This is a genomic window from Pandoraea terrae (assembly GCF_902459695.1).
In the GTDB taxonomy this organism is placed as follows: Bacteria; Pseudomonadota; Gammaproteobacteria; order Burkholderiales; family Burkholderiaceae; genus Pandoraea; species Pandoraea terrae.
The window spans coordinates 26,396-50,346 of sequence record NZ_CABPRZ010000008.1 but is presented as its reverse complement, the minus strand read 5'-3'; the positions used below and the strand labels follow the sequence as shown (position 1 = coordinate 50,346).

General features: G+C 59.6%; 21 protein-coding genes and 2 pseudogenes. 13 read left to right on the top strand and 10 right to left on the bottom strand.

The annotated features are described in order from the left end of the window. Positions 1-25: 25 nt before the first annotated feature. The 5 genes from PTE30175_RS11240 to pruA are packed head-to-tail and all read right to left on the bottom strand — an operon-like array spanning position 26 to position 6,045. Positions 26-862, bottom strand: a complete 837-nt coding sequence (locus PTE30175_RS11240) for an ABC transporter permease (RefSeq protein ID WP_150697147.1) — start codon at positions 860-862, stop codon at positions 26-28. Positions 863-867: 5 nt separating this feature from the next. Continuing rightward, positions 868-2,151 carry an ABC transporter permease gene (locus PTE30175_RS11235; RefSeq protein WP_224788709.1) on the bottom strand — a complete coding sequence of 428 codons (1,284 nt, stop codon included), beginning with the start codon at positions 2,149-2,151 and terminating at the stop codon, positions 868-870. Between the two features lie 51 nt (positions 2,152-2,202). Then, a complete protein-coding gene (locus PTE30175_RS11230; protein ID WP_224788708.1) occupies positions 2,203-3,408 on the bottom strand; it encodes an ABC transporter substrate-binding protein in 1,206 nt (401 codons plus the stop codon). Then, entirely contained in the window at positions 3,326-4,402 is a 1,077-nt protein-coding gene (locus tag PTE30175_RS11225) for an ABC transporter ATP-binding protein (protein ID WP_150697146.1), read from the bottom strand. The genes PTE30175_RS11230 and PTE30175_RS11225 overlap by 83 nt, the downstream gene beginning before the upstream one ends. A 32-nt stretch (positions 4,403-4,434) precedes the next feature. Further along, complete coding sequence (pruA, locus tag PTE30175_RS11220; protein ID WP_150697145.1) at positions 4,435-6,045, bottom strand: L-glutamate gamma-semialdehyde dehydrogenase; 1,611 nt, start codon at positions 6,043-6,045, stop codon at positions 4,435-4,437. A gap of 749 nt (positions 6,046-6,794) precedes the next feature. Here pruA and betI point away from each other — a divergent pair. The 13 genes and pseudogenes from betI (at position 6,795) to PTE30175_RS11155 (ending at position 18,128) form a co-directional block, all read left to right on the top strand. Beyond that, complete coding sequence (gene betI, locus PTE30175_RS11215) at positions 6,795-7,382, top strand: transcriptional regulator BetI (RefSeq protein WP_224788707.1); 588 nt, start codon at positions 6,795-6,797, stop codon at positions 7,380-7,382. A 159-nt stretch (positions 7,383-7,541) separates the two neighbouring features. Next, positions 7,542-8,552 (top strand): LysR family transcriptional regulator, encoded by a 1,011-nt coding sequence (locus PTE30175_RS11210; RefSeq protein ID WP_150697292.1) that lies wholly within the window; start codon positions 7,542-7,544, stop codon positions 8,550-8,552. Between the two features lie 357 nt (positions 8,553-8,909). Next, on the top strand, positions 8,910-10,097 hold the full coding sequence (locus PTE30175_RS11205; RefSeq protein WP_150697143.1) for an NAD(P)/FAD-dependent oxidoreductase: 1,188 nt from the start codon (positions 8,910-8,912) through the stop codon (positions 10,095-10,097). A gap of 10 nt (positions 10,098-10,107) precedes the next feature. Then, entirely contained in the window at positions 10,108-10,707 is a 600-nt protein-coding gene (locus tag PTE30175_RS11200; protein ID WP_150697142.1) for a HutD/Ves family protein, read from the top strand. Between the two features lie 11 nt (positions 10,708-10,718). Next, positions 10,719-10,886 (top strand): annotated as a pseudogene (locus PTE30175_RS11195) (electron transfer flavoprotein subunit beta/FixA family protein); the annotation flags it as partial. A gap of 187 nt (positions 10,887-11,073) precedes the next feature. Beyond that, positions 11,074-12,369 carry an MFS transporter gene (locus PTE30175_RS11190; RefSeq protein ID WP_150697141.1) on the top strand — a complete coding sequence of 432 codons (1,296 nt, stop codon included), beginning with the start codon at positions 11,074-11,076 and terminating at the stop codon, positions 12,367-12,369. A gap of 251 nt (positions 12,370-12,620) precedes the next feature. Then, on the top strand, positions 12,621-12,917 hold the full coding sequence (locus PTE30175_RS11185) for a LysR family transcriptional regulator (protein WP_224788706.1): 297 nt from the start codon (positions 12,621-12,623) through the stop codon (positions 12,915-12,917). A gap of 20 nt (positions 12,918-12,937) precedes the next feature. Continuing rightward, the gene (locus PTE30175_RS11180; protein WP_150697139.1) at positions 12,938-14,251 is read left to right on the top strand and encodes an NAD(P)/FAD-dependent oxidoreductase; all 1,314 of its coding nucleotides are present in this window, start codon (positions 12,938-12,940) and stop codon (positions 14,249-14,251) included. Between the two features lie 29 nt (positions 14,252-14,280). Continuing rightward, positions 14,281-14,634 (top strand): RidA family protein, encoded by a 354-nt coding sequence (locus PTE30175_RS11175; RefSeq protein WP_150697138.1) that lies wholly within the window; start codon positions 14,281-14,283, stop codon positions 14,632-14,634. A 234-nt stretch (positions 14,635-14,868) separates the two neighbouring features. Further along, positions 14,869-15,837 (top strand): ornithine cyclodeaminase family protein, encoded by a 969-nt coding sequence (locus PTE30175_RS11170; protein ID WP_150697291.1) that lies wholly within the window; start codon positions 14,869-14,871, stop codon positions 15,835-15,837. Positions 15,838-15,864: 27 nt separating this feature from the next. Beyond that, positions 15,865-16,833, top strand: coding sequence for a threo-3-hydroxy-L-aspartate ammonia-lyase (locus PTE30175_RS11165; RefSeq protein WP_150697137.1), 969 nt, complete (start codon positions 15,865-15,867; stop codon positions 16,831-16,833). Positions 16,834-16,919: 86 nt separating this feature from the next. Next, positions 16,920-17,396: a YbaK/prolyl-tRNA synthetase associated domain-containing protein gene (locus PTE30175_RS11160; RefSeq protein WP_150697136.1), complete on the top strand. Its 477-nt coding sequence runs from the start codon at positions 16,920-16,922 to the stop codon at positions 17,394-17,396. Continuing rightward, positions 17,387-18,128, top strand: a pseudogene (locus PTE30175_RS11155) (HAD-IA family hydrolase). The gene PTE30175_RS11160 and the pseudogene PTE30175_RS11155 overlap by 10 nt, the downstream one beginning before the upstream one ends. A gap of 196 nt (positions 18,129-18,324) precedes the next feature. Here the strand turns inward: PTE30175_RS11155 and glmS are convergent. The 5 genes from glmS to PTE30175_RS11130 all read right to left on the bottom strand — a co-directional run bounded on the left by glmS (position 18,325) and on the right by PTE30175_RS11130 (position 23,921). Further along, positions 18,325-20,154 carry a glutamine--fructose-6-phosphate transaminase (isomerizing) gene (gene glmS / locus PTE30175_RS11150; protein ID WP_150697135.1) on the bottom strand — a complete coding sequence of 610 codons (1,830 nt, stop codon included), beginning with the start codon at positions 20,152-20,154 and terminating at the stop codon, positions 18,325-18,327. 87 nt (positions 20,155-20,241) lie between these two features. Next, complete coding sequence (gene glmU / locus PTE30175_RS11145; RefSeq protein ID WP_150697134.1) at positions 20,242-21,600, bottom strand: bifunctional UDP-N-acetylglucosamine diphosphorylase/glucosamine-1-phosphate N-acetyltransferase GlmU; 1,359 nt, start codon at positions 21,598-21,600, stop codon at positions 20,242-20,244. A 93-nt stretch (positions 21,601-21,693) separates the two neighbouring features. Then, the gene (gene ttcA / locus PTE30175_RS11140; protein WP_150697133.1) at positions 21,694-22,629 is read right to left on the bottom strand and encodes a tRNA 2-thiocytidine(32) synthetase TtcA; all 936 of its coding nucleotides are present in this window, start codon (positions 22,627-22,629) and stop codon (positions 21,694-21,696) included. 13 nt (positions 22,630-22,642) lie between these two features. After that, complete coding sequence (locus tag PTE30175_RS11135; RefSeq protein ID WP_150697132.1) at positions 22,643-23,038, bottom strand: dihydroneopterin aldolase; 396 nt, start codon at positions 23,036-23,038, stop codon at positions 22,643-22,645. 55 nt (positions 23,039-23,093) lie between these two features. After that, on the bottom strand, positions 23,094-23,921 hold the full coding sequence (locus tag PTE30175_RS11130) for an SDR family oxidoreductase (RefSeq protein ID WP_150697131.1): 828 nt from the start codon (positions 23,919-23,921) through the stop codon (positions 23,094-23,096). Positions 23,922-23,951 lie beyond the last annotated feature (30 nt).

Genomic DNA, 23,951 nt, shown 5'->3' with positions numbered 1-23,951 from the left:
CGGTTTCTTCCTGTGAATGGGCGTCTTACTTGGTGCCCGCACTTCCACGCAGTCGCTCGGTTCTGCGACGAAGCCACTCAAGCGTGATGAGAAGCAGCGTTGAAGTAATAACGAGTACGGTGGCGACAGCCAAAATGGTGGGGCTCAGTTGCTCGCGAATACCCGACCACATCTGCCGTGGAACCGTTCTTTGGTCCGGCCCGGTCAGGAACAGCGCCACGACGATTTCGTCAAACGACGTTGCAAAGGCGAATAGCGCGCCTGATACCACGCCCGGAGCAATGATGGGCAGCTTGACTTCAAAGAAAACCCGCATTGAGGATGCACCAAGGCTTCTGCCTGCTCGCGTCAACGCTTCGTTAAAGCCCGCCAGTGTTGCCGTCACGGTCACAACCACGAACGGAACACCGAGCGCTGCGTGTGACAACGTCAAACCAAGCAGACTGCTAGTCAATCCGAGCGGGCTGAACGCGAAATACACCCCAACCGCCGTGATGATCAGAGGCACAATCATCGGAGAAACGAGGATGCCGGTGATGAGCGACTTTCCCTTCAGCTTAGGGTTCATCAACCCAAGCGATGCCAGAACGCCCAGAGCAGTCGCCAGCGCAGTCGAAGCAACGCCCACAATCACTGTGTTCTGAAGTGCGAGCATCCAATCCGGGCTGTCGATGAACTCGCTGTACCAACGGAGACTGAGCCCCGGCATCGGATATGTGAAATACGGCTGCGAGTTGAACGACAGCGGCATCACAACCAGCACCGGGAGAATCAAAAACAGAAGCACCAGGAGTGAAATTCCGACATGGGCGTAGCGCCCCAGTCGCCCCCAGACCGTCACGTACGCAGGAAGATTGAACATTTCGCTTATCCCAGCTTCACACCGGCGCCGCCGGTCAGTCGAACGAACATGGCGTACACGAGCAATACGCCGGCCAACAGGATGGAAGCCAATGCACTAGCCAGGCCCCAGTTCAATGTCGAGTTCACATGGTTGGCGATGTAATAGCTGGCAAGCTGATCATCGGGGCCGCCGACAATCGCGGGCGTGATGTAGTAACCAACCGCGAGGATGAAAGTCAGCATGCCTGCTGCGCCCACCCCAGGCAGGGTTTGCGGAAAGTACGCTGAGAAGAAAGACCGAATCGGACCGGCGCCAAGCGAGCGAGATGCCTTCATGTAAATGTTCGGCACACCCTTCATGACGCTGTAAAGCGATAGGATCGCGTACGGCAAAAGAATGTGCGTCATGGCGACCAGCACGCCGAATCGGTTGTATATCAACGCGAGGCCGGCCTCAGTAATCCCCAAGTGAATAAGGAACGCGTTCAGGACCCCGTTGGACTGAAGTACAACCACCCAGGCGGTCGTACGCACCAGCGTCGACGTCCAGAACGGTAGAAGAACCATGATCATGAAAACGTTGCTGTGCCGCGCCGGGATGTTGGCGAGAAAGTAGGCAACCGGATAGCCGAAAAGAAGACACAGCAGGCTGACAGACATGCTGACCCACGCAGTCCGCACAAACACGTCGACGTACAGTCGTTCGCTTTCCGGTTGGCGAACAATGGATCCGTCACTGCTTCGCTTGAAATCAAACGCTTTCAGGTAATAAGCCAGCGTCCACGGTGAGGATGCGTATTTCAGTGTTGACCACGTCGACACGTCATCCCATTGGGGGTCGATAGCCGTCAGGCGTTGGTGCCACGTCCCCGTGTCGCTGTCCCCCAGCCGACGAGCGGTCTTCATGATCAGACCGCGCATGCCAGCTTCGTCATAGTTAAGCCGAGACGCTACCCTGCTCACGCCTTCGTTGCTCTTTGCCACAAGCAGATCCCGTCCGAACGCGTCGTACACATGTTCACCCGGAACTTTGCCTTTGGCTGGGTCCCACTCGCGAAGCAGTACCGCGGTGTGCGGCAACTCCTTCGAGATAGTGGGATCCTGAAGGCTCTTCATGAGCAGGCTTCCAATCGGGACAAGAAACGTGACGAGAAGGAACGCGAGCAGAGGAAAAACCAACAACATCGCCTTGATTCGTTCTGCACGTTCCGCGCTTCTGAGCTTTGCCTTCAAGCTCTTGAACTCGACGGTAGCGACTTGTTCGGTATTGTGCGTCGGCACCGGAAAATCAGTCGGAAGATTCATCATGGTTCCAGCGGAAACTCCGCGCTCTCCTCGTTAATACAAGGTCAGAATCCGTTACTTCTGGCCCAGCCACACAGCGAACTTCTGATTCAGATCGTCCGAATGATCCGCCCAGAACGCAGTATCAACGTCGACTGCGCCTTTCTGATTGGCGGGCGCGGTTGGCAGATAGGGAGCCACCTTGGCGTCAACCAGCGGAATCGACGACTTGCGCGCTGGCCCATAGGCAGTAAGCGGAGCAAGCTTGGCGAGAACGTCAGCTTGAGTTGCGTAGCGAACGAAGTCCCGTGCCGCCTTTAGATTCTTGGAACCTTTTACGACGGCGTAGCCTTCGATGTTCTTGAGCTGGCCGTCCCAGAGGAAACCGAACGGCTTCTTATCAGTGATCATCGCGCTATAGATTCGTCCGTTATAGGCGCTGCTCATCGTCACCTCTCCATCGGCGAGAAGCTGGGCGGGTTGTGCGCCCGTCTCCCACCAGACGATGGACGATTTGATGGTGTCAAGCTTCTTGAACGCGCGATTCAGCCCGGCTGGCGTCGCAAGCGTCTTGTAGACATCCGCCGGTGACACACCATCCGCGAGAAGTGCCCACTCGAGAGCACCCTCTGGTGATTTGCGGAGACCGCGCTTGCCCGGGAAATTCTTCAGGTCAAAGAAGTCGGCAATCTTCGAGGGCTCGTGGCCTTTGAACTTGTCCTTGTTGTAGGTGATGAGTGTCGACCAGGCGATGCTACCGGCCAGACAGTCCGAGAGCGCTCCCGCAACGAAATCGTTCTTGGCTGGCGTCCCGTCTTTTGCCGGCGCGAGGCTGGCGGGATTGATCTTTTCCAGCAAACCTTCGTCACATGCCCGGATGGAATCAGCCAACTGCATGTCGACGACATCCCATGTCACGTTATTCGTCTGCACTTGGCTACGGAGTTGCGCAATCCCGCCGTTGTACGTGTCGGTCTTGAGCTGAACGCCGGATTGTGCGGCGAACGGCTTCGCGGCAGTGGATTCCTGCGCGCTTTGCCATGCCCCTCCCCACGACGTAAATGTCACCTGGTCGGCCGAAGCCGCCGTGCTGATACAGCCGCTTGCAAGCAGGACGCCCCAAAAAACTTTCGGATTCATTTTTTTGACCTCATCAAAATAAACAAGCAGAAAATCAGTGAGCTTCCGCCCAACTGGGTTACAACAAGGCCCGGCACGCGTCGGCCATCCACCCAACGTCAACTGAATCGCCGATACGCAACTGACGTGCAGCTCCATCATTGGGCAGCTTCACAATGAAGTCGTTGCGTCCGCATATCTGCATCACTACGCGAAGGTGATCGCCGTAATAGATCAGGTCTTTCACGCCGCCATGAAATACGTTGTCGCAAGAGCGTGCTTGCTCCCCAACAACGATTCGTTCCGGCCTCAACGAGATGCTCGCGTGACCAGCGGCGTGAATAGCAGCACCAGCGCTCGCGCGAATGCTGTGACCCCCATCGATTCTTACCGTGCAACGCGTGTGGTCGAGCGCCGAGATCACCCCTTTGAGTTCGTTGCTCTCACCGATAAAGCGCGCCACGAACGCGTTTTCGGGCTTCTCGTAGAGTTCCGACGGCGACGCGAGCTGCTGGATGATGCCGTTGTTGAAAACGGCAATGCGGTCGGACATGGTCAGTGCTTCGCCCTGGTCGTGGGTCACGTACACGACCGTTAGCCCGCTCTGCTCGTGAATCTGCTTGATTTCATATTGCATCTGCTCTCGCAGTTGCTTGTCGAGCGCACCGAGCGGTTCGTCCATCAACACGAGAGCAGGTTCGAATACCAGAGCGCGTGCGACGGCAATACGCTGCTGCTGTCCGCCGGACAGTTGCGCCGGCATGCGATTGGCAAACTTCTCCATGTTCACCATGCGCAATGCCTTCGTCACCTTCTGCTCAATCTCGTGTTTGGAGACCTTGCGAACCTTCAACGGAAAGGCCAGATTCTCGGCAACCGATTTATGCGGGAACAGTGCGTAACTCTGAAAGACCATGCCGATATTCCGCCGCTCTGGCGGAATTCGGTTAATCGGCTTCCCTTGCAGGAGAATTTCGCCTTGCGTGGCAGTTTCGAAGCCGGCCAGCATCATCAGACAGGTCGTCTTTCCCGACCCGGACGGCCCGAGCATCGTGAGGAATTCTCCCTGCTCAATCTCAAGGTTGAGGTTCTTCACGACCAGCGTTTCGCCGTCGTAGGTCTTCTGGACGTTTTTGAATGAGACAATAGTCGACATCGTGTTCTCCTTGGGGAAGCCGAACCTGGCTATCAAGCGCCGAAACGCCAGTCGCGCGGCGGCAGGTACGTTTCCTTGACGACGCGCGGCGACGCCCAGCGCAGCAGGTTCAGATACGAACCGGCCTTGTCATTGGTGCCGCTGGCACGGCCACCGCCGAAAGGTTGCTGACCGATCATGGCGCCGGTAGGCTTGTCGTTCAGGTACAGGTTGCCCGCAGCGTTAATGAGTACGCTTTCGGCTTGGTGCAGTGCGAAGCGGTCGGTACTGAAAATCGAACCGGTCAGGGCATACGGGCTGGTCGCGTCAATCAGCGCGAGGGTCTCGTTCCACGCGTTGTCATCGTAGACATGGACAGACAGGACGGGGCCGAACAGCTCGTGCGTCATGAGGTCGTGTTTCGGGTCCGACACTTCCAGCACGGTCGGCTCGACAAAGTAACCAGGCTCCGACCAGGTATTGCCGCCGGACACGAGTTTCACGGCGCCGTCGTCCTTCGCGGCAGCCAGCACGCGGCTGAGCTTTTCATAGGACGCCTTGGAAATCACGGCGCCCATGAAGGTATTGGAGTCGGCGACATCGCCCACCTTGAGCTCATGGAGCCTGGCGCGCAGTTCCTGCGAGACTGCCGGCCACAGGCTGCGCGGGATATAGGCACGCGAGGCAGCGCTGCACTTCTGCCCTTGGTACTCGAAGGCCCCTCGAATCAATGCAATCGCGACTTCAGAGGCGTTAGCCGAAGCGTGTGCGAGCACGAAGTCTTTGCCGCCCGTCTCACCGACAAGGCGCGGAATCGTGCGGAATGCGTCAACCTTCGATGCAACGCCCTTCCATAGGGACTGGAACACCGCGGACGAGCCCGTGAAGTGAATGCCTGCAAGGTCTGCAGACGACAGCGCCACACGCGTTGTCAGCTCGGCCTCGCCAGGAACGAAGTTGATGACTCCCGGGGGCAGGCCAGCCTCTTCAAGCGCCTCATAAAAGATGTAGTTCGCCAGCGCAGACTTTTCGGAAGGCTTCCACAGCACCGTGTTACCCATGATCGCGGGGGCGGTCGTCAGGTTGCCGCCGATGGCAGTGAAGTTGAAGGGCGAAATGGCGTAGACGAACCCTTCGAGCGGTCGCCAATCTGCGCGGTTCACTGCGGTGGGCACCGACAGCGGCTGCTCAGCATAGACACGTTGCGCATTGAAGGCGTTAAAGCGCAGGAAGTCGATAAGTTCGCAGCCGCTGTCGGGCTCTGCCTGGTCGATCGTCTTGCTTTGGCCCAGCATGGTCGCCGCATTGATCTTCACGCGCAGTCGCGTCGCGATGATTTCCGCGGCACGATGCAGGATGGTGGCGCGACTTGCATGCGTCAGGTTCGCCCAGTCGCGCGCCACCGATTTCGAATTCGCGATGGCTTCTTGCACCTGGCTTTCAGTGGGTCGATGAATCCGAGCGAGCAGTCGTTGGTGGTCATGCGGAGCGCGCACTTCGACCGTGTTATCCGAGTAGTACTTCTTGCCGCCGATGACGGTCGGGATCTCGACGACTTCACGTTGTTCGAGGGCCTTCCTCAGGGAATCTGCTGCTTCCGTTCCGGGGCGGAAGCTCACTTCCGGCTCATTCGCAGGCATCGGAAATTGGGGACCAGAAATCACGCTCACTCCTTAACAAAACGTTTAAACAAAACCGTACGGCTTGATGTGCACCCGCATGTTTTTCCGCTTCTGGTGGGCTCCAGCCATTACCGTTCGCGCGGAATCTTCGCTGTCAAGACTAGTGGCAAACGAAAAGAACGCCTTATTGCTTCATCCCGCCTTATGCAAAGAATCAATGCGGTTATCGATGACGGGATCGATGCTTGCGCTTTGCTGACTAAGCTGCGAGCCGAGCTGGAAGCAGACGTACTTCCCGTTCCACCGGCGGCACCTACTGGTCACATGTTCAGCAAACTTGGCGAATATGCCAACGCATGCCAAAGCCACCATATATGCCCGCCCTCTTCCCACCCTACCAACCCAGCCACTCCTGAACATACGTTCAGCAAACAACAACGGAAGCAACTATACATGTAAATCTCACAACCTCAAATATCAGGTATTCCCCTAGCTATGCCGCACAAAATAGGGAAAAACCCGATATTTTCCTGCATCCCGATGGCGTGTGCATCAACCATACAGTGAACATATGTTCAATAAGGATGAGCCTGCGAGCGGTTTGCCACACATATGGATGCTGAACGAGCGTTTAGAACTCTCGAATCGGATGTACCATTAGGTCCGACGCCGCCTGCCTCTGGAGCGGCGAGTTACTTACCGATGAAATGAATAAAGCACCCCTGCAATCCCCCAGCGTTCGCACTACCTCTCACGAAGCCCGGCGAGAAGACGCCGGACAGGTTGAGGGCATGCCGCTAAAGCTCGTGGAAGCAACGCTGGAAGTTGTCGGGCAGGTCGGCCTTGAGAACCTGACAATTCGCAAGGTCAGCGAATATGCCGGCGTTTCGGTGGGCCTCGTGCACCACCACTTCGATAACAAGAACGATCTGGTCTACAGGACGTTCGTGTTTCTCATCCGGCGCGTCCGCGATCAGCTCACCGCAGGCCGGCGCGGCATTGCCGATCCCGTCGAACGCATGAAATTCACGGCGGATATGTGCTTCAGCGATGAAGTGATGAGCCCAGGTGCGGCCAATGTCTGGCCGCACATGTGGAGTTCGTCGGCCCACGACGCAGAGGTTCAGCGATTGTGCGCGGCATTCTCGAGGCGCCTGCGCTCAAACTTCACGCACGACTTGCGGGAAGCCGGCTGCAGCCGGGCGATGGCGCACGTATACGCCATTCAGGCCATGGCCCTGGTCCATGGCCTCTGGATCGAACACCGGGTTGCTGCATCCATCTCCATCGAAGACGTACTTGGCGTATTCCATGGCGTTATCGATGACGCCACGGGAGAAGTCTGGAAACGGAATTTGCGGCCCGGAGGAAAGAACTGACCCGTCACGCCAAGCGATTGCGCCGCTCGGCGCGTGCCGGTGCAGCCCAGCTGCAGGAATGATTCTGGCAGTGCAACTGCCAAGGCATGCCAGCCAAGGGGTGCATGCCATGGAGCTGGGGTTGCTGGGGCGCCCGTGCTGGAGTCAGCTATCACATTGATGCCGATCATGAGAGAGAGAGTAACAGAACGGTACCCGGACTGGGACCTCCTCGCCAGCTGGGTGGCGGTCGTCGAGGCGGGCTCGATATCCGATGCTGCTGAGCGGCTGAGTATCTCCCAGGCAGGCGTTTCGCAGCGCATCAAAGCCCTCGAAACGCTGCTCGATACGATGCTCCTCGATCGGGCAACGCGACCTGCCCGGCCAACGGCGGCAGGCCAGCGGCTATTCGAACACGCCACAGCTCTGCTGCAAGGCGCCGACCAGATGGTCGAGAGCGTAAGGAACGTTACCCGGGCAAAGCGTGTCGTGGTCCGGCTAGGCTGCGTGGACTCGTTTGCGGCAACCATCGGCCCCGTCATCATCAGGGCACTGTCTGGCAGCTCACATCAGATTCGACTCTGGTCCGGCATAACGCCAGCGCTCGATGCACAGCTGGAGGCGCGTCAGCTCGACGTCGCCGTGACAACCAGCGGCGTGGCTCAGGTGCCCGGCGTCCGTAAGCGCAAGTTGTTCACGGAGCCGTACTTCGTCGTAATTCCGAAGGATTTCGAAATCGACCGCTTCACGACCCTGGCGGACTTGAACCAGCACCTCCAGCTCATCCGGTACAGCGCGCGGTCAGTGATCGGCCAGCACGTAGACTCCTATCTGGCGGCGCACGGCGAAAATATCGAGCGCTCATGTGAGTTCGATGCAACCGACCCGATGCTCAGCCTCGTGGCGGCCGGACTCGGATTTGCCATTACCACGCCGTTATGCGTATGGCAGTCGCGCCACTACGTGCCGGAGATCAAAGTCGTACCTCTGTCATCTTTCTCACGGCATGGGCGTCCGCACGCGGGCCTGAGCCGTTCCTTCTACCTGTCATTTCGTGAGAATGAACTCGGCCATCTCCCAGCGGACTTGTATGACATGCTTCGCCGTGTATTCGAGCGGCAGGTCTCGCACGACATCGCTTCAGCGATGCAACTCAAGCCCGAAGACGTGTGCCTGCAGAGCGAAGCTTAGGCCAGGCCGATCCTAAGACCACCCCCGGTGTTGTATAAGCAGCGGTTATGCTGCTTAAAAATAGTGCTTGAACTACGCCGCCGTTTCGTGCCCTGCACCAAGAATTGACGCAGTGCGATAGCGGCTGCTCAGCCATGTCAGACGCTATGCTCCCCGGCGCTATGAGTTTGACGATACCGACGATCAGCCGAACACCGGGGAACAGTCACCGAGGCCGGCGTGTACCAAGAAACATGCCGAAACCGGCACTCATTATTCGCTTTCGTTTCTACTAAGAAACGCCTGCACTTATATTAGCCAGCACCGTCTCCAGCTGCACCAAACTCTCGGAACAACCTCTCAATGGAAGGTGCATCCGTGAATTCATATGACGTCGTGGTGATCGGCGCCGGTGTCATCGGCAGCTCCGTAGCGTTTCATCTGGCCAAGTTCGGCGCGAAGAGCGTCCTCGTGCTCGACCGGGGCAACATCGGTGCGGGGACGACGTCACAATCGTCCGGCATCCTGCGTACCCATTATTCGGTCAGGGAGAACGTGGAACTAGCCCGCCAGTCCTGGGCCGTGTTCAACGACTTCGCCAGATATCTCGGCGACGAAGAAGCATCCTGCGGGCTGGTGAAGTGTGGCTACATGATCGTCTCCCCGGAAGGCGACAAGCTCGAACCGCTGCGCGCCTCGCTGAAGCAGCAGCAGGACCAGGGCATTCCTCTCGAATTGCTGGACCGCAAGCAAGCGAAAGAACTGCTGCCCATCGCGCAGTTCGAAGACGCAGCCCTGATTGGCTATGAGCCCGAAGCCGGCTTTGCAGACGCTTACCTGGTGGCCACCAGCTTTGCTCGGGCCGCGCGCCGCGGCGGTGTCACCATCCGCGAGAATGCCGAAGTCCATAAAGTCTTGATCGAGAACGGCAAGGTTGTCGGCGTCTCGACCTCAATCGGCGACTTCGCCACCCCGATGGTCATCAGCACCCAGAACATCTGGACGCCGGAACTGGCCGGCTGGACCGGCCGCTCGCTACCGGTGGTGCCGGAACGCCATGCAGTACTGGCCCTGGAATGCAACGAAGCGAAGTACACCTACTCGATGCCGGTTTTCAAGGATCTCGGGTCGCCGGGCATGCTCTACTGCCGCAGCTATGGTGGCAGCCAGATGCTTGTCAGCGAAGGCATCGTGGGAGAGAAGCTGCAAACCGCCGAGATCGAGCAAGGCGACATCCCGATGGACTACATCGTCGAAGTCGGCGCGCAGGTGGCTGAGCGCTTCCCGAACTACGAAACGGCCGGCATCGCTTCTTCGTGGACTGGCGTCTACGATGTAACCCCCGACTGGAACCCCGTCCTTGGCAAGCTGTCCGGCATTGAAGGCCTGGTCGTCGGCTACGGCTTCTCCGGCCACGGGTTCAAGCTGTCCCCGACTGTCGGTCGCGTGCTCGCCCAGGAGGCACTCGGATTGCCGACCGACGTCTCCTTGCAGCCCTACGCCATCGAGCGTTTTGAAACGGGCGATCTGCTGACGGGCAAATACGGACTCGGCGCAGTTTCCTGATCAACGCAGCATGAGCCAGCTCGAAGTGAAACGGCTGAGCCTGGTGCCCGCGCAGCCATGGAAGAACGGCGGCGGTGTCACGCGGTTGCTGGCTGAGCGCGACTGTGACTGGCGCGTCAGCCTGGCAAACGTCGAAGCGAACGGGCCGTACTCCCGCTTTGACGGTATGACCCGGTTATCGCTCATCGTTGATGGAAAGGGTGTGGTCCTGCGTGGGGCAGAGCGGGTGCTCCCGCTCGAGTACCTGGTACCGACCATTTATGACGGTTCGATTGACTGGACTGCGTCGCTAATCGACGCCCCGGTGGTTGCGCTTAACATTATGGCGCGGACCGACAGGTATGTTCCGAGCGCCCAAATCCTCCACACCGAAGCGACACTGCCGCCGGGGTCAGCCGCTGTGATTCTCGCCGGCCACTCCAGATGCGTCGTATACGGGGACGACGGCACTGCCATCGCCATTCCGCCGGGCCAGTTCCTCGCCATTGCATCGGTAGTGAAACCGATGCGAGTCGTACGCGACGCCGGAAGCCCGATTGGGAACCACCCGCCCGTTGTGGCGTTGATTGAGTCAATCGAGAACAGAGCATCACGAAGCAACTTTGCTTGAGTACGTTGCAAATGAAAGTTATCGCAGCAGTCAAACGAGTCGTGGACTACAACGTCAAGGTTCGCGCCAAGTCCGACCGGACCGGTGTCGACATCGGTAATGCCAAGATGTCCATCAATCCGTTTGACGAAATTGCCGTTGAGGCCGCCGTGCCCATGAAGGAAGCCGGCGCCGGATCATAAGCTGCAATGAAGCTCAACATCACGATTTCTAATCCTGATAGCGCAAACCACAGTCAGGCGAAGAGAATATGTTGAGGGTATTGCGCCATGTTGCTAAGTAAGCATTTCGAGCCCGGTCGCCCCAAGTAGTCCGTAATTCCAATCGGCAAACACGTCCAGAAACCGCGAAAGCTGGCCAATACAGATGATGCCCCGAGACTTGCCTAATCACGCCGCAGCGGAAAATATCGAGGTTGACCGCCCGGGTCCGTTGTCAGAAGCTTCCCTACTGGGAGCTGCCCATTCGAGTCCGGCTGCGCCAGACGCAATCGTCAGCGCATCCGCCAGCGTCTATCCCGGCCTCATTGGACTCCTCGCGGCCTACGGGGTGCTCATTGTCGGTAACGGCCTCTTTACCACCGCTGTCCCCTTCCAGATTATGCGTTTCGATGCGTCGACAATGCTGGTCGGGGCGGTTCAGTCCAGCTATTACGGCGGATTTATCCTGGGGGCGTTCTTCACCAGAACACTCATCGAACGCATCGGACAGCATCGTGCATTTGTGGCGTTCGCTGCCATGGCAACTCTTCTGGTCATGGGCTTCTCGATGTCTGAATCCCCGTTCACCCTTTGTCTGTTCCGTCTTGGAACTGGATTCGCCTTAATGGGCATATACACCACGGTGGAAAGTTGGCTGAACGGCTCAGTACCTAACTCGATCCGGGGAAGCGTCTTCGGCTCCTACCAGGCCATCAATTTTTTGGCCGTTGGGGCTGGCCAGTTTCTGTTGAATATCGGCGCACCAGGTAGTCAAACACAAATTCTTCTCGTCGTCGCACTCTTTACGGCGGCGGTGTTGCCGATAACGATGATGCAGGGATGGCCATCAAGGGTTCCGGACAACCGCCTCGCCCCAACTGACGCTCACACCTGGATGGATAGCGTGCGCGACATGATGGATAAGGCGCCTATCGCCGTACCAGGCTGCATTCTCTCCGGACTTCTCTATAGCACGTTCTACTCCCTGATGCCGGTATATCTGGCTCGAATTGGCTTCTCTATTGCCCAACTTTCGCTGATAACGGGCGGCTCTCTCCTATGCGCGCTGCTCACCCAATGGCCTGTCGGGCGCCTATCGGACCGCATGCACCGTTGCCGACTCTCTGCGCGCCTCGCGGCATGCTCAGCTTGCGTGACTCTCCCGCTAGTCGTCATAGATGCGCCTTGGCTAGCTTCCGCGCTGACGTTCGTGTTTGTTGCCATGACCTTCACGCAGTACGGTCTGATTGCTTCTCATGTGAACGACCGCACCTCCGCGGAACATCGTGTCGCCATCAGCGCCACTTTAATCATCTTGTTCTCCATCGGCGGCCTCATTGGCCCAGCGCTCGTATCCGGGCTCATTGCAGCTTTCGGCCTGAAGGCATTGCATGCCTTTAATGTCGTCGCCTCGATGTTGCTAGCCTGTTTCGCCTGGCGTGAGAGCCGGCGTTTCGCGTAAAGCCAAGTTAGCCACGTTGCGTCGGCAAGATTCTGGCTCGGGTTCCGTGCCAGGTACGGGCCAGATGCCAGAAAAGCGAAGCACTGCTCAAGCGAATACCGAGCATACCTGAAGCGCAGCGCGAGGCACCGGCTGCGCCCCAATTCAGGGACAAAAGAAGGCGTTCTGAATTCGGTTATTAGCCTTCTTAATACTAATGCGACAAGTTGGCGCGATGAACTAGCATCTCCTCATACAAATGAGGAGACATCGTGAACGAGTTGCGGCTTGACGTTCGCTCTCTGCGCGTATTCGAGGCTGTCGCGAAGAGCGGCAGCGTATCCACGGCGGCAAGCAAGCTTGGCGTCACGCAGTCAGCCGTGTCGCAAGCCGTCATGCAGATCGAGGAGCTGCTCGGCACGAAGGTTCTCGACCGTGCACGCCGGCCAATGAAGCTGACGCCCGCCGGCATCGCACTGCGGCGGCACGCGCATAACGTCGTCGACGACATGGACCGCCTGCTTGCATTGGTTCGGGCGTCTGACCTTGTCAACCGGCATCTCAACTAGCCATTCCGAACTGAACGTATATGTCATTCCGTGATTCGTCCGTCGGCATGTATCCGACATACCAGCACCGCTCTGGATGGAACGCCATGTTGCCGGCGCGGCAACCGCGAACTTCGCCGAACGAGCGCCGTTTCGGCACCATCGTGATTGGCGGCGGCTACACTGGCCTTGCCGCGGCCCGTCGTATTGCCGAATTGCGACCAAATGAGCAAGTGCTTGTACTGGAAGCCGCTTCGGTCGGAGAAGGATCCTCCGGGCGCAATTCCGGCTTTATCATCAATGTGCCCCACAACACGAAGATGGGCGGCCATACCAGTCCAGCGGAGGTTGCTCGCAAGCAACTCCGCATGTACGACGCGGGCCTGCGCTGGCTCGAACAGGTGGTCCGGGAGCACGGTATCGAATGTGGCTGGAATCCAATCGGCAAATACCATGCAGCAGCCAGCGAGGCGGGTGTGGAGAACCTCCAGGCCACGCTAAACCAATATCGAGAATGGGGGGTGGCATACACAGAGTTCGACCGGTCTGCTCTTGAGCAAAAGCTTGGCACCAGCTATTACCGGTACGGCTATCACGCCCCGAACAATGTGTTCGTCCAGCCTGCCGCACTGATTCGTGGTCTCGCCGATTCCCTGCCCGCCAATGTCGTCCTGGCCGAGAACGAGCCGGTGATTTCGTTGAGCCATACCGCGCCCTTCAATGTCAAAACGGTCCACGCCGAGTACACCGCCGACCGCGTCGTACTCGCCAACAACGGCTTTGCGAAAGCGCTTGGCATACTGCGCGACCGGCTCATCACGATTTTCACCTACGCCGCTGTGACGCCGCGGCTGGCTGATACCGAACTCGCGAAGCTTGGCGATACTGACGAATGGGGCGTAATTCCCGCCAACCGGCTTGGAACAACATTGCGCCGCATCCAGGACGGTCGGTTCATGGTGCGCAGTGCGTATTCCTATGAACGCGAACAGTCGTCGAGCGACACACTGACTTTACTGACACAGAGCTATCAGCGCCGGTATCCCAATATGCGCTCCCATCAGTTCGAATACGTCTGGGGCGGAACCACCGCCCTGACACGCAATGGCGCCACGTTCTTTGGGCAGCTGAAGCCGGGACTGTTTGCTTCGTTGGGCTGCAATGGGGCCGGCGTCCTCAAGGGCAGTACCTACGGGAGGCTACTTGGAGAGATGGCCTTGAACGAACACTCCTCGTACCTCGCGGATGCGCTCAGCCTGGAAGGCCCAAGTTGGTTGCCCCCGGAGCCGTTCCGGCGCATCGGGGTCGTATCCGCCATCAAATACCAGGCTTCGCAAGCAGGCCCGGAGCGCTAAGTCTTCAACCACCACACCAAGAAATTGATATGTCTGAAATTCAACGTAGCCACGTAGGAAAGCGATTGTCCGAGGTCGCTGTGCACCAGGGCGTCCTGTACCTCGCCGGGCAAGTGCCAAGTGACGTTACCCAGGACATGACCGGCCAGACCCGTCAGGTGCTTGCATCGGTGGACGCGCTGCTCGCCGAGCATGGCTCCGAAAAATCGCGCATCTTGTCTTGCCAGATTTTCCTCACCGACATGTCCCAAGTTGCAGCGATGAACGAAGTCTGGGATGCATGGGTAACTCCGGGCCATACGCCGCCGCGAGCGACGGTAGGCGCTACGCTCGCGTCGCCCGAGAAGCTGATCGAGGTTGTCATCGTGGCAGCTGCCGGTTAAGCGAACCGAGCACATCCCGGCTTTGAGACACGAGACGCCGCCCATGCTTTCCGGCGGCATGAATCGAGACCATGCGAGAGACCAATACTGAAGCGGCGCGCAGGACAACATGGTGCGGGTTGCGCCACCGGGCTCTACGTCCCCTCTGGGGCCCCGACAGTTTTCTCGCCGATCTTGGACGATAGATATTTCAAACGAGATCTTTTACTGGATCAGTTATGACCTTCACCGTGCATTCCAGACGCTCAACTCCTCCTACTCAACCGGGACGCCGTCGAACCAGCCCTTCAGGGCGAGCAAGTTCTGGCCGCAGTTCGCGAAGCCTTCGTTCTGCACAGTCAGCGCGCTGGCCGAGTCTTCCCTGTTGTCCGTGAGAAGCTGCATACGGGGGGTGTATTTGGCATCAAGTCTGGTGACGTAGCCAGTCAAGACCTGCTTGGCTTCAAAGCGGCGGGATTTTGGCCGAGCAACCGGGCTCTAGGCGGGGAGCCTCATCAGGCGACCGTTGCGCTTTTTGACCCGCACACGGGGCGGCCGCTTTGCATCATGGACGGTAACGCGATTACCACCGCTAGAACCGGCGCCGCCGGCGGGCTTGGGCTGCAATTGCTCGCTCGTCCCAAGAGCTCCAGGATTTGCATTTTCGGTACTGGGGTGCAGGCAAGGGTCCAATTGCATTACGCACTTCGGATGCTCTCCGAGCCGTGCAAGGTGCAGTATGTGAGTATTGCCGGAAAGCCTGAGCCGGCATTCGAGGCCGCTTTCCAAGACAGGTGCTCCATCAATGTGGCACGTGACCGCAATGAGGCAGTCGCGGATAGCGATGTGGTCATCACTGCAACTCCCGGTGCTGGGCCGCTATTTGATGCTGAAGCCGTTCGCCCTGGGACTCACCTTACGTGCGTTGGGGCCGATACCGCTGGGAAGCGGGAGTTGCCGGAAGGCATTCTTGAGCGCGCTCGCATCTTTGTCGACGACCAAGAGCAGGCCCGGACGATTGGCGAGTGCCAATGGGCTCCGGACTTGCCGTGCACCGAAATCGGGGACCTGTTGGCCGGTACGGTCAGCATTAACCGGCCCCTAACCGACGTCACCGTGTTCGACATGACTGGGCTCGCTCTCCAAGACCTGACGGTTGCGCGATTCCTCTATAAGCAGGCTATCGAGAGTGGCGCAGGAACGCGCATCGCGTGGCCTTGGTAACCGATATATCCAACTGCTGAGTCTGAAATGACAACTTTCGAACTACCCACCTACGTCGACGTAGAGGCAGCTGCAAAGCGTATCGCCGGCGTTGCCCACCGTACCCCGGTGCAAACCTCTCGTACTCTTAACGAGATGATTGGGACGGAGGTGTTCCTCAAGTGTGAGAATTTTCAACGCATGGGGGCCTTCAAGTTTCGTGGCGCGTTTAATGCGCTTTCGAAGTTTTCGCCCGAGCAGCGCAAGGCCGGCGTAGTGGCGTTCTCCTCGGGCAACCATGCTCAGGGGATTGCGCTCTCCGCTAAGATTTTGGGCATTCCAGCAACGATTGTGATGCCGCATGATGCTCCCGCAGCGAAAGTGGCTGCGACGAAAGGGTATGGCGCCAACGTCGTCATCTATGACCGCTACACGGAAGACCGCGAGGCAATCGGGCGTCGACTTGCCGAAGAGCAAGGTCTCACGCTGATTCCGCCCTACGACCATCCTGATATCCTTGCCGGCCAAGGTACGGCAGCAAAAGAATTGTTCGAGGACGTTGGTCCGCTCGATTACCTCTTTGTGCCGTTGGGCGGTGGCGGCCTTCTGTCGGGCACGGCGCTGTCCACTCGTGCACTCGCGCCGCAGTGTGTGCTGTATGGTGTTGAGCCGGAGGCCGGCAACGACGGCCAACAGTCGTTCCGTAAGGGGGAAATAGTGCACATCGACACGCCCAAGACGATTGCCGACGGCGCTCAAACCCAGCATCTAGGCAATTACACGTTTGGCATCATCAAGCGCGATGTCAACGATATCCTCACGGCCCCCGACGCGGAACTGGTCAGCACGATGAAGTTTTACGCCACGCGTATGAAGATGATTGTTGAGCCGACGGGCTGCCTCGGCTTGGCCGCCGCGCTGAGCATGAAGGACGCTCTCAAGGGTAAGCGCGTTGGCATTATCATCAGCGGTGGGAACATCGACCTGGAACGATTCTGCGCCCTTGCCGCAGCGTAACCGCTCCCGCGCAGTCTTGGCAGGGTTCAGGACTGCGTGCAGGTCCAAGACATGGGCGCGCGCATTTGTGGGGGCAACCGAACAACGTGTCAAACGTATATGAGAAGCTTGTCGCCTTGCTTGATTGCGAGGGTGCAAAGTATCGTGTTATTGAGCATCCGGCCGAGGGGCGTTCTGACCTCGTAGCGGCCATCAGGGGAACTGCCCCAGGTCAGGGCGCCAAAGCCATGCTCTGCAGGGCTAAGGACGACGGTAGGTCGCTGGTGTTGGCCATCCTTCCCGGTGACAAAAAGCTGGACTTCAAAATGGTTGCCGAAGCCGGCGGACTAAAGAAAGCCACCCTTGCTTCCGCTGAGGAGGCTGAGCGAGAAACCGGATGCGTCATCGGTGCAATTCCTCCGTTTTCGTTCTCTCCAGACATTCGTCTGGTGGTTGACCCCGGGCTCGTCGAGAACTTTGATGAAATCGCCTTCAACGCGGGGCGTCTGGACCGGTCGATGGTGCTCAACTCGGCAGATTACGTACGCATTGCGCAACCGCTCGTCAAGCCGCTATGCGTTTAGACAAGGTCTCCGCGCTCTCTTTCGACCTGGATGACACGCTTTGGCCTTTTGGACCGTCGGTCGAGAGGGCGGAACTGGCGCTTCACGCCTGGCTGATAGCCAATGCACCCGGCACCGCCGGCGTCTTACCTACATGCCAAACACTTGGACGACTCCGGGACGACTACGAGCGTTCCCGTCCCGACTTGGTTAATAACTTTCGTGAGCTACGGCTAGGGTCCATCCGGCGAGCGCTCGAGATGGGCAATGAAGACGTCTCGCTCACCCAATCCGCCTACGAAGTTTTCTACTCTGCGCGCCAAAAAGTAGAGTTCTTCGAGGACGTGAGGCCAGCGTTGGAATGGCTCAGTGTCAGGTTCCCCCTTGTCGCTGTGACCAATGGCAATGCAGACCTGCAGCAAACGGGGGGGGGCAGAGTATTTCCGTGGGACGCTGAGAGCTAGTACGCTCGGCGTGGCTAAGCCAGAAGCGGAAATTTTCCATGCGGCTGCACGTGAAATCGGTGTTACTCCGGGCGAGATGCTCCATGTGGGGGACGATTTTCGCGTCGATGTTCTTGGTGCGTTGGGCGCGGGTATGCAAGCCGCCTGGCTGGTACGTGAGCCGCATCCTACGGAGATTCCGCTCGAGCATGCTGTTCATACGCCACACATTACAGTTCAGGACTTATCCGCTCTTTGTCTGGCTTTGGGCGGTCCAAAGACTCTAGCGTATCGAACCCTGCCAACCTAGGTGCTGTCTCCGCTCCTTCGGAGCGCTCGCTCCGTAAAGTTCGAGACAATCGGCACCAACACCGAGCCATCAATTCGAGACAATTGTTGCTCCACAAGGGTTTGCGAAAACGCCTAAGCCTTGACGCATGGCACCAAAGCTCAGGATTGTCTCAAACTATTAGACAGCACCAGTTGCCACTCGCATTGACCTGATCTCACTCCACCGTAACAGACTTCGCCAGATTACGCGGCTTGTCGACGTCGGTGCCACGCGCACAGGCGGTGTGATACGCGAGCAATTGCAGCGGCACCGTATGCAGGATCGGCGAGAGCTGGCCGTAATGTTCCGGCATCCGGATCACGTGCACGCCTTCGTCGTTCTGGATGTTCGAATCCGCATCTGCGAACACGTACAGCTGACCGCCACGCGCGCGCACTTCCTGCATATTCGACTTGAGCTTTTCGACGAGTGCGTCGTTCGGTGCGATCGTCACGACCGGCATCTCATCGGTCACCAGCGCGAGCGGGCCGTGCTTCAACTCGCCTGCCGGATACGCCTCGGCATGGATATACGAGATTTCCTTGAGCTTCAACGCCCCTTCCAGTGCGATCGGGTAATGCAGGCCACGCCCCAGGAACAGCGCATTCTCGCGGCGAGCAAAATCGTCGGCCCAGGCAATGATCTGCGGCTCCAGCGCCAGCACACTGTTGAGCGCCGCCGGCAAATGGCGCAACTGCTTCAGATGCTCCGCTTCCTGCGCCGCCGTCAAGCGCCCGCGCAGTTTCGCCAGCGTCAGCGTCAGCAGGAACAGCGCCGTCAGCTGCGTGGTGAACGCCTTCGTCGACGCCACGCCAATCTCCGTGCCCGCGCGCGTCAGGTAATGCAGCGCTGTCTCGCGCACCATCGCGCTCGTGCCGACGTTACAGATCGCCAGCGTGTGCGCCTGCCCCAGCGATTGGGCGTGCTGCAGCGCCGCCATCGTGTCGGCCGTTTCGCCCGACTGCGAGATGGTCACCACCAATGTCTTCGGATTCGGCACGCTGTCGCGATAACGGTACTCGCTCGCCACTTCGACCGACGTCGGAACCTGCGCCAGCGACTCCAGCCAATACTTCGCCGTCAGGCCCGAGTAATAGCTCGTGCCGCACGCGAGGATCAACACCGAATCGATCTGCTTGAAAACACCTTCGGCATTCTCCCCGAACAGCTCCGGCGTTATGCCCTCCACACCTTCCATCGTGTCGCCGATGGCGCGCGGCTGCTCGAAGATTTCCTTCTGCATGTAATGGCGATACGGACCCAGCTCCACCGCGCCGCTGTATGCGTGCACGGTACGCACTTCACGCGTCGCCGGCGCATCGTGACGATCGACGATCTGCACGCCGTTCAAGCGCAGCTCGACCACGTCGCCTTCTTCCAGGTAGATGAACTGGTCGGTGGTGCCCGCCAGCGCCAGTGCGTCCGACGCGAGAAAATTCTCGCCATTGCCCAGACCGACCACCAGCGGCGATCCTGCGCGCGCGCCGACCACCACATGCGGCTCCTGCTTGCGGAACACGGCAATCGCATACGCGCCGTGCAGGCGCTTCGTCGCCAGACGCACGGCCTTGAACAGATCGCCGGCCGCGGCGCCTTGCAGCAGCACGTGGATCAAGTGCGCAATGACTTCCGTATCCGTTTGCGAGACGAATTCGTACCCCTGGCCGCGCAGCTCTTCGCGCAGCGATTCGTGATTCTCGATGATGCCGTTATGCACCAGCGCGATTTCGTCGCGCGAGAAAATCGGGTGGGCATTGTGCGTGACCGGCGCGCCATGCGTCGCCCAGCGCGTATGCGCAACGGCGGTTTCGCCGGTCAGGCCGGATTCCGCGACTTGTGCCGCCAGATCGGCGACACGCGCCACGCTGCGAGCCCGTTGCGGCTTGCCGTCCTGAAGCACGGCCACGCCACACGAGTCATAGCCGCGATATTCGAGGCGACGCAAACCTTCCACCAAGACCGGTACCACGTCGCGTTTTGCTACTGCGCCGACAATGCCGCACATAATCGTTTCCCTTCCGCCAGCCGCGCCGGCATTGATATCTCGTGAACATACGACGCTCGCGATCCCGCGCGCGCCGCCAATGTCTGCTTACTTCTGCTTGCGCGGACGCACGTAGCCCGCCTTCGCCACCTGCGTCTTGTCATTGAGCACCAGCGCATCTTCCGGCGTGTCCTTCCAGACGGTGGTGCCTGCGGCGATCGTCGTGCCGCGGCGCACCCGGACCGGTGCCACCAACTGCGTATCGGAACCGATGAACACGTCGTCTTCGATCACGGTTCGATGCTTGTTGGCGCCGTCGTAATTGCACGTAATCGTACCCGCGCCGATATTGACGCGCGCGCCGACCGTGGAATCGCCGACATACGCCAGGTGATTCGCCTTCGATCCGCGCGCCAGCGTGGCGTTCTTCACTTCGACGAAATTGCCGATGTGCACGTCATCCGCCAGATCCGCACCCGGACGCAGCCGTGCATACGGCCCGACATGCGCCTGCGCCCCGACGACGGCGCCGTCAAGATGACTGAACGCTTCGATACGCGTTCCGTCGGCAATCGTGGTGTCGCGGATCACACAGTTCGGACCGATCGACACGCCGTTGCCCAACGTCACCTTGCCCTCGAACACGCAGTTCACGTCGATGCTCACGTCGGTGCCGGCGACGATCTCGCCGCGCACGTCGAACCGGTTCGCATCCGCCAGCGTCACACCCGCGTCCAGCAGCGCATACGCCGCATTGCGCTGATAAACGCGCTCGAGCTCGGACAACTGCGCCTTGCTGTTCACGCCGGTCGGCTCCCATTCGTGCGCCGGCTGGGCGGTCACGACCGGCACGCCATCGGCGACGGCGCATTCTACAACGTCCGTCAGATAATACTCGCCCTGTGCATTCTGGTTCTTGAGGCCGGACAACCAGCCTTTGAGCCTGCGCGTCGGCGCGACGATAATGCCCGTGTTGATCTCGCGAATGCCGCGCTGCGCTTCGTTCGCGTCTTTCTGCTCGACAATCCGCACGACATTGCCCGCAACGTCACGTTCAATGCGCCCGTACCCGGTGGGGTCCACCATCTCGACGGTCAGCACGCCGAGTTTGTCGCTGCCGGCCTGCGCGAGCAGGTCACGCAACGTGTCTGCGCGGGTCAAGGGCACGTCGCCGTAGAGCACCAACGTAGGCACATCGTCGTCGAGCTGGGCGGCGGCCTGCTGCACCGCGTGGCCGGTGCCCAGTTGCTGCGTCTGGTCGGCGAATACGATACCGTCACCCGCGACGGCAGTACGCACCTGATCGGCGCCATGCCCCACAACAACGATCAATTTGCCCGGCGCGAGCGAACGCGCCGTGGCAATCACGTGCGACAGCAGCGGCTTGCCGGCGAGCGGATGCAGCACTTTCGGGAGCGCCGAGCGCATCCGCTTGCCCATGCCGGCGGCGAGAATGACGATGTTCATCGTGAAATCGGTTCGATAGGGTCGTTAGGATTCAATTGCGCCGGCCGCCCGGCAACCGCTGCGGCATTCGCGCGACGCGGCGCGGCCGACATTTTACTCGTCGAACTGCGCGATCCGGATGATGGACGCGTCTTCGCCGGTTCCGCAGGGGTCTTCATCGAACGCGATGTCGCCTTGCGGATCGGGCGCGCCGGTCGCACGCAGGTTCTTGAAGTCGTGGATGTTCGCGTCCATCAGATGCGACGGGATCACATTGCCGAGCGCACTGAAGATCGACTTGATGCGGCCCGGGTGCTGTTTCTCCCACTGACGAATCAGGGCCTTCATCTCGGCGCGCTTCAAGTTCGGCTGGCTGCCGCACAGCGTGCACGGAATGATCGGGAACTGCTTGTACTGCGCATAACGCTCGAGATCGTGTTCCTTCACATACGCCAGCGGACGGATCACGACGTTCTTGCCGTCGTCGGACTGCAGCTTCGGGGGCATGCCCTTGAGCTTGCCGCCATAGAACAGATTCAGGAAAACTGTCTCGATGATGTCGTCGCGGTGATGGCCGAGCGCGATCTTCGTGGCGCCAAGCTCCCCTGCCACGCGGTACAGAATGCCGCGACGCAGGCGCGAGCACAGCGAGCAGGTTGTCTTGCCTTCCGGCACCAGCCGCTTGACGATCGAATACGTATCCTGGTTCTCGATATGAAACGGCACGCCGAGACTGCGCAGATAATCGGGAAGCACGTGCTCGGGGAAGCCCGGCTGCTTCTGATCGAGGTTGACCGCAATAATGTCGAAATCAATCGGCGCGCGCGCGCGTAGCTTGAGCAGGATGTCGAGCATGGCGTAGCTGTCCTTGCCGCCGGACATGCAGACCATGACGCGGTCGCCCGCCTCGATCATGTTGTAGTCGCCGATCGCCTGGCCCGTCAGGCGGAACAGGCGCTTCTCGAGTTTGTTGTTCTCGAAGGCCAGCTTCTGCGCCTTCTTCACGCTGTCGGCGGTGGTTGCGGGGGTGTCCGGCAACGTATCTAGCATGACGGCACTCATGTCAGGCATCCTTCATCATGAATACTTCAATGCCGACCGAATGGCAGTCCGGATAGACGTCCGGCTTCTCGGTCGACACGCCCACGGCACGCACGCGCGGATGCTCGAGCATCGCGCGCGCGACATCGTCGCAGAGCGTTTCCTGCAGGTGAATGTGCCCCTTGGCCACGCGCCTGGCGATCGTTTCGCGCATGAAGTCATAGTCGACGACTTCTTCGAGCTTGTCGGCAACCGGCGTGCTCAGATCGAGCGGCACGAATAGCTGGACGTTGATCAGCACACGCTGCTCGCCCTTCTTCTCGTGCTCGTGCACGCCAATGTTGATGAACACTTCGTAGTCGCGCAGGAACATGCGACGGCAGTCCATCAGGCGGGGGTGGGAAAGAGCGCTATGCATAATCTCAACTCTGGGTTGCTGTCAGTTTGCCGGCGGTCACCGGCGACCGGACGGTTCATTTCGATCCGGCCGAGGGTTCGGTCAGGAATTTTACGTCGCGCGGCGAGCCGACCAGGTGCTGGCCGCCGTCGACATACAGCACCGTGCCGGTCACGGCGGGTGCGTCGGTCAGGTACGCCACCGCCTGCGCGATGTCTTCAGGCGTCGACGAGGCGCCCAGCGGGGTGCCCGCATGCGCCGCCGAAAACCCTTCCGGCGTCTGGTCGACGGAGGCGAGCGTCACGCCCGGCGCCACGCCGACCACGCGAAGTTTCGGCGCGAACGCCTGCGCCAGCACCAGCGTGGCGGTGTCGAGCGCCGCCTTCGACAGCGTGTACGACAGATAGTCCGGATTCAGATTCGCGAGCTTCTGATCGAGAATATTCACCACGACACCGCGGCCCCCGGCCGGCAGCGACTGGAACAGCGCCTTCGCCATCACCAGTGGCGCGCCGAGGTTGACGCGCATATGGCGATCGAGCGCCGAATAGCTGCAATTCCCGGCATTATCGTACTCGAAGCGTGAGGCATTGTTGACGAGACACGCCGGCAGGCCGAGCACGGCGCCGCAACGGGCGATCAAGCCGGCTGCGGCGCCCTCGTCGGACAAATCCGCCTGCAGCACGACCGCCCGGCGCCCCAGCGCTTCGATAGCGGCAACGGTCTCGTTCGCTTGCGCCAGCGACGTCTCGCAATGCACGGCGACATCCCAGCCCCGCGCGGCAAGCTCGAGCGCGATGGCGCGGCCGATGCGGCGGGCGGCGCCGGTCACCAGGGCTACCCGGGGCGGCGCCGATGACGCGCCCGGCAACTTGGCCGGGCCGGAAGACGAAGCGAGACTCATACCGTATCCAATAAAGCACAAAGCGGTGGA

Bases quoted from the DNA above. Each gene is read 5' to 3' on its own strand.
- PTE30175_RS11240 (WP_150697147.1), bottom strand. From the start codon at position 862: ATGTTCAATCTTCCTGCGTACGTGACGGTCTGGGGGCGACTGGGGCGC.
- PTE30175_RS11235 (WP_224788709.1), bottom strand. From the start codon at position 2,151: ATGATGAATCTTCCGACTGATTTTCCGGTGCCGACGCACAATACCGAA.
- PTE30175_RS11230 (WP_224788708.1), bottom strand. From the start codon at position 3,408: ATGATGGAGCTGCACGTCAGTTGCGTATCGGCGATTCAGTTGACGTTG.
- PTE30175_RS11225 (WP_150697146.1), bottom strand. From the start codon at position 4,402: ATGTCGACTATTGTCTCATTCAAAAACGTCCAGAAGACCTACGACGGC.
- betI (WP_224788707.1), top strand. From the start codon at position 6,795: ATGCCGCTAAAGCTCGTGGAAGCAACGCTGGAAGTTGTCGGGCAGGTC.
- PTE30175_RS11210 (WP_150697292.1), top strand. From the start codon at position 7,542: ATGCCGATCATGAGAGAGAGAGTAACAGAACGGTACCCGGACTGGGAC.
- PTE30175_RS11200 (WP_150697142.1), top strand. From the start codon at position 10,108: ATGAGCCAGCTCGAAGTGAAACGGCTGAGCCTGGTGCCCGCGCAGCCA.
- PTE30175_RS11190 (WP_150697141.1), top strand. From the start codon at position 11,074: ATGATGCCCCGAGACTTGCCTAATCACGCCGCAGCGGAAAATATCGAG.
- PTE30175_RS11180 (WP_150697139.1), top strand. From the start codon at position 12,938: ATGTCATTCCGTGATTCGTCCGTCGGCATGTATCCGACATACCAGCAC.
- PTE30175_RS11175 (WP_150697138.1), top strand. From the start codon at position 14,281: ATGTCTGAAATTCAACGTAGCCACGTAGGAAAGCGATTGTCCGAGGTC.
- PTE30175_RS11165 (WP_150697137.1), top strand. From the start codon at position 15,865: ATGACAACTTTCGAACTACCCACCTACGTCGACGTAGAGGCAGCTGCA.
- glmS (WP_150697135.1), bottom strand. From the start codon at position 20,154: ATGTGCGGCATTGTCGGCGCAGTAGCAAAACGCGACGTGGTACCGGTC.
- glmU (WP_150697134.1), bottom strand. From the start codon at position 21,600: ATGAACATCGTCATTCTCGCCGCCGGCATGGGCAAGCGGATGCGCTCG.
- ttcA (WP_150697133.1), bottom strand. From the start codon at position 22,629: ATGCTAGATACGTTGCCGGACACCCCCGCAACCACCGCCGACAGCGTG.
- PTE30175_RS11135 (WP_150697132.1), bottom strand. From the start codon at position 23,038: ATGCATAGCGCTCTTTCCCACCCCCGCCTGATGGACTGCCGTCGCATG.
- PTE30175_RS11130 (WP_150697131.1), bottom strand. From the start codon at position 23,921: ATGAGTCTCGCTTCGTCTTCCGGCCCGGCCAAGTTGCCGGGCGCGTCA.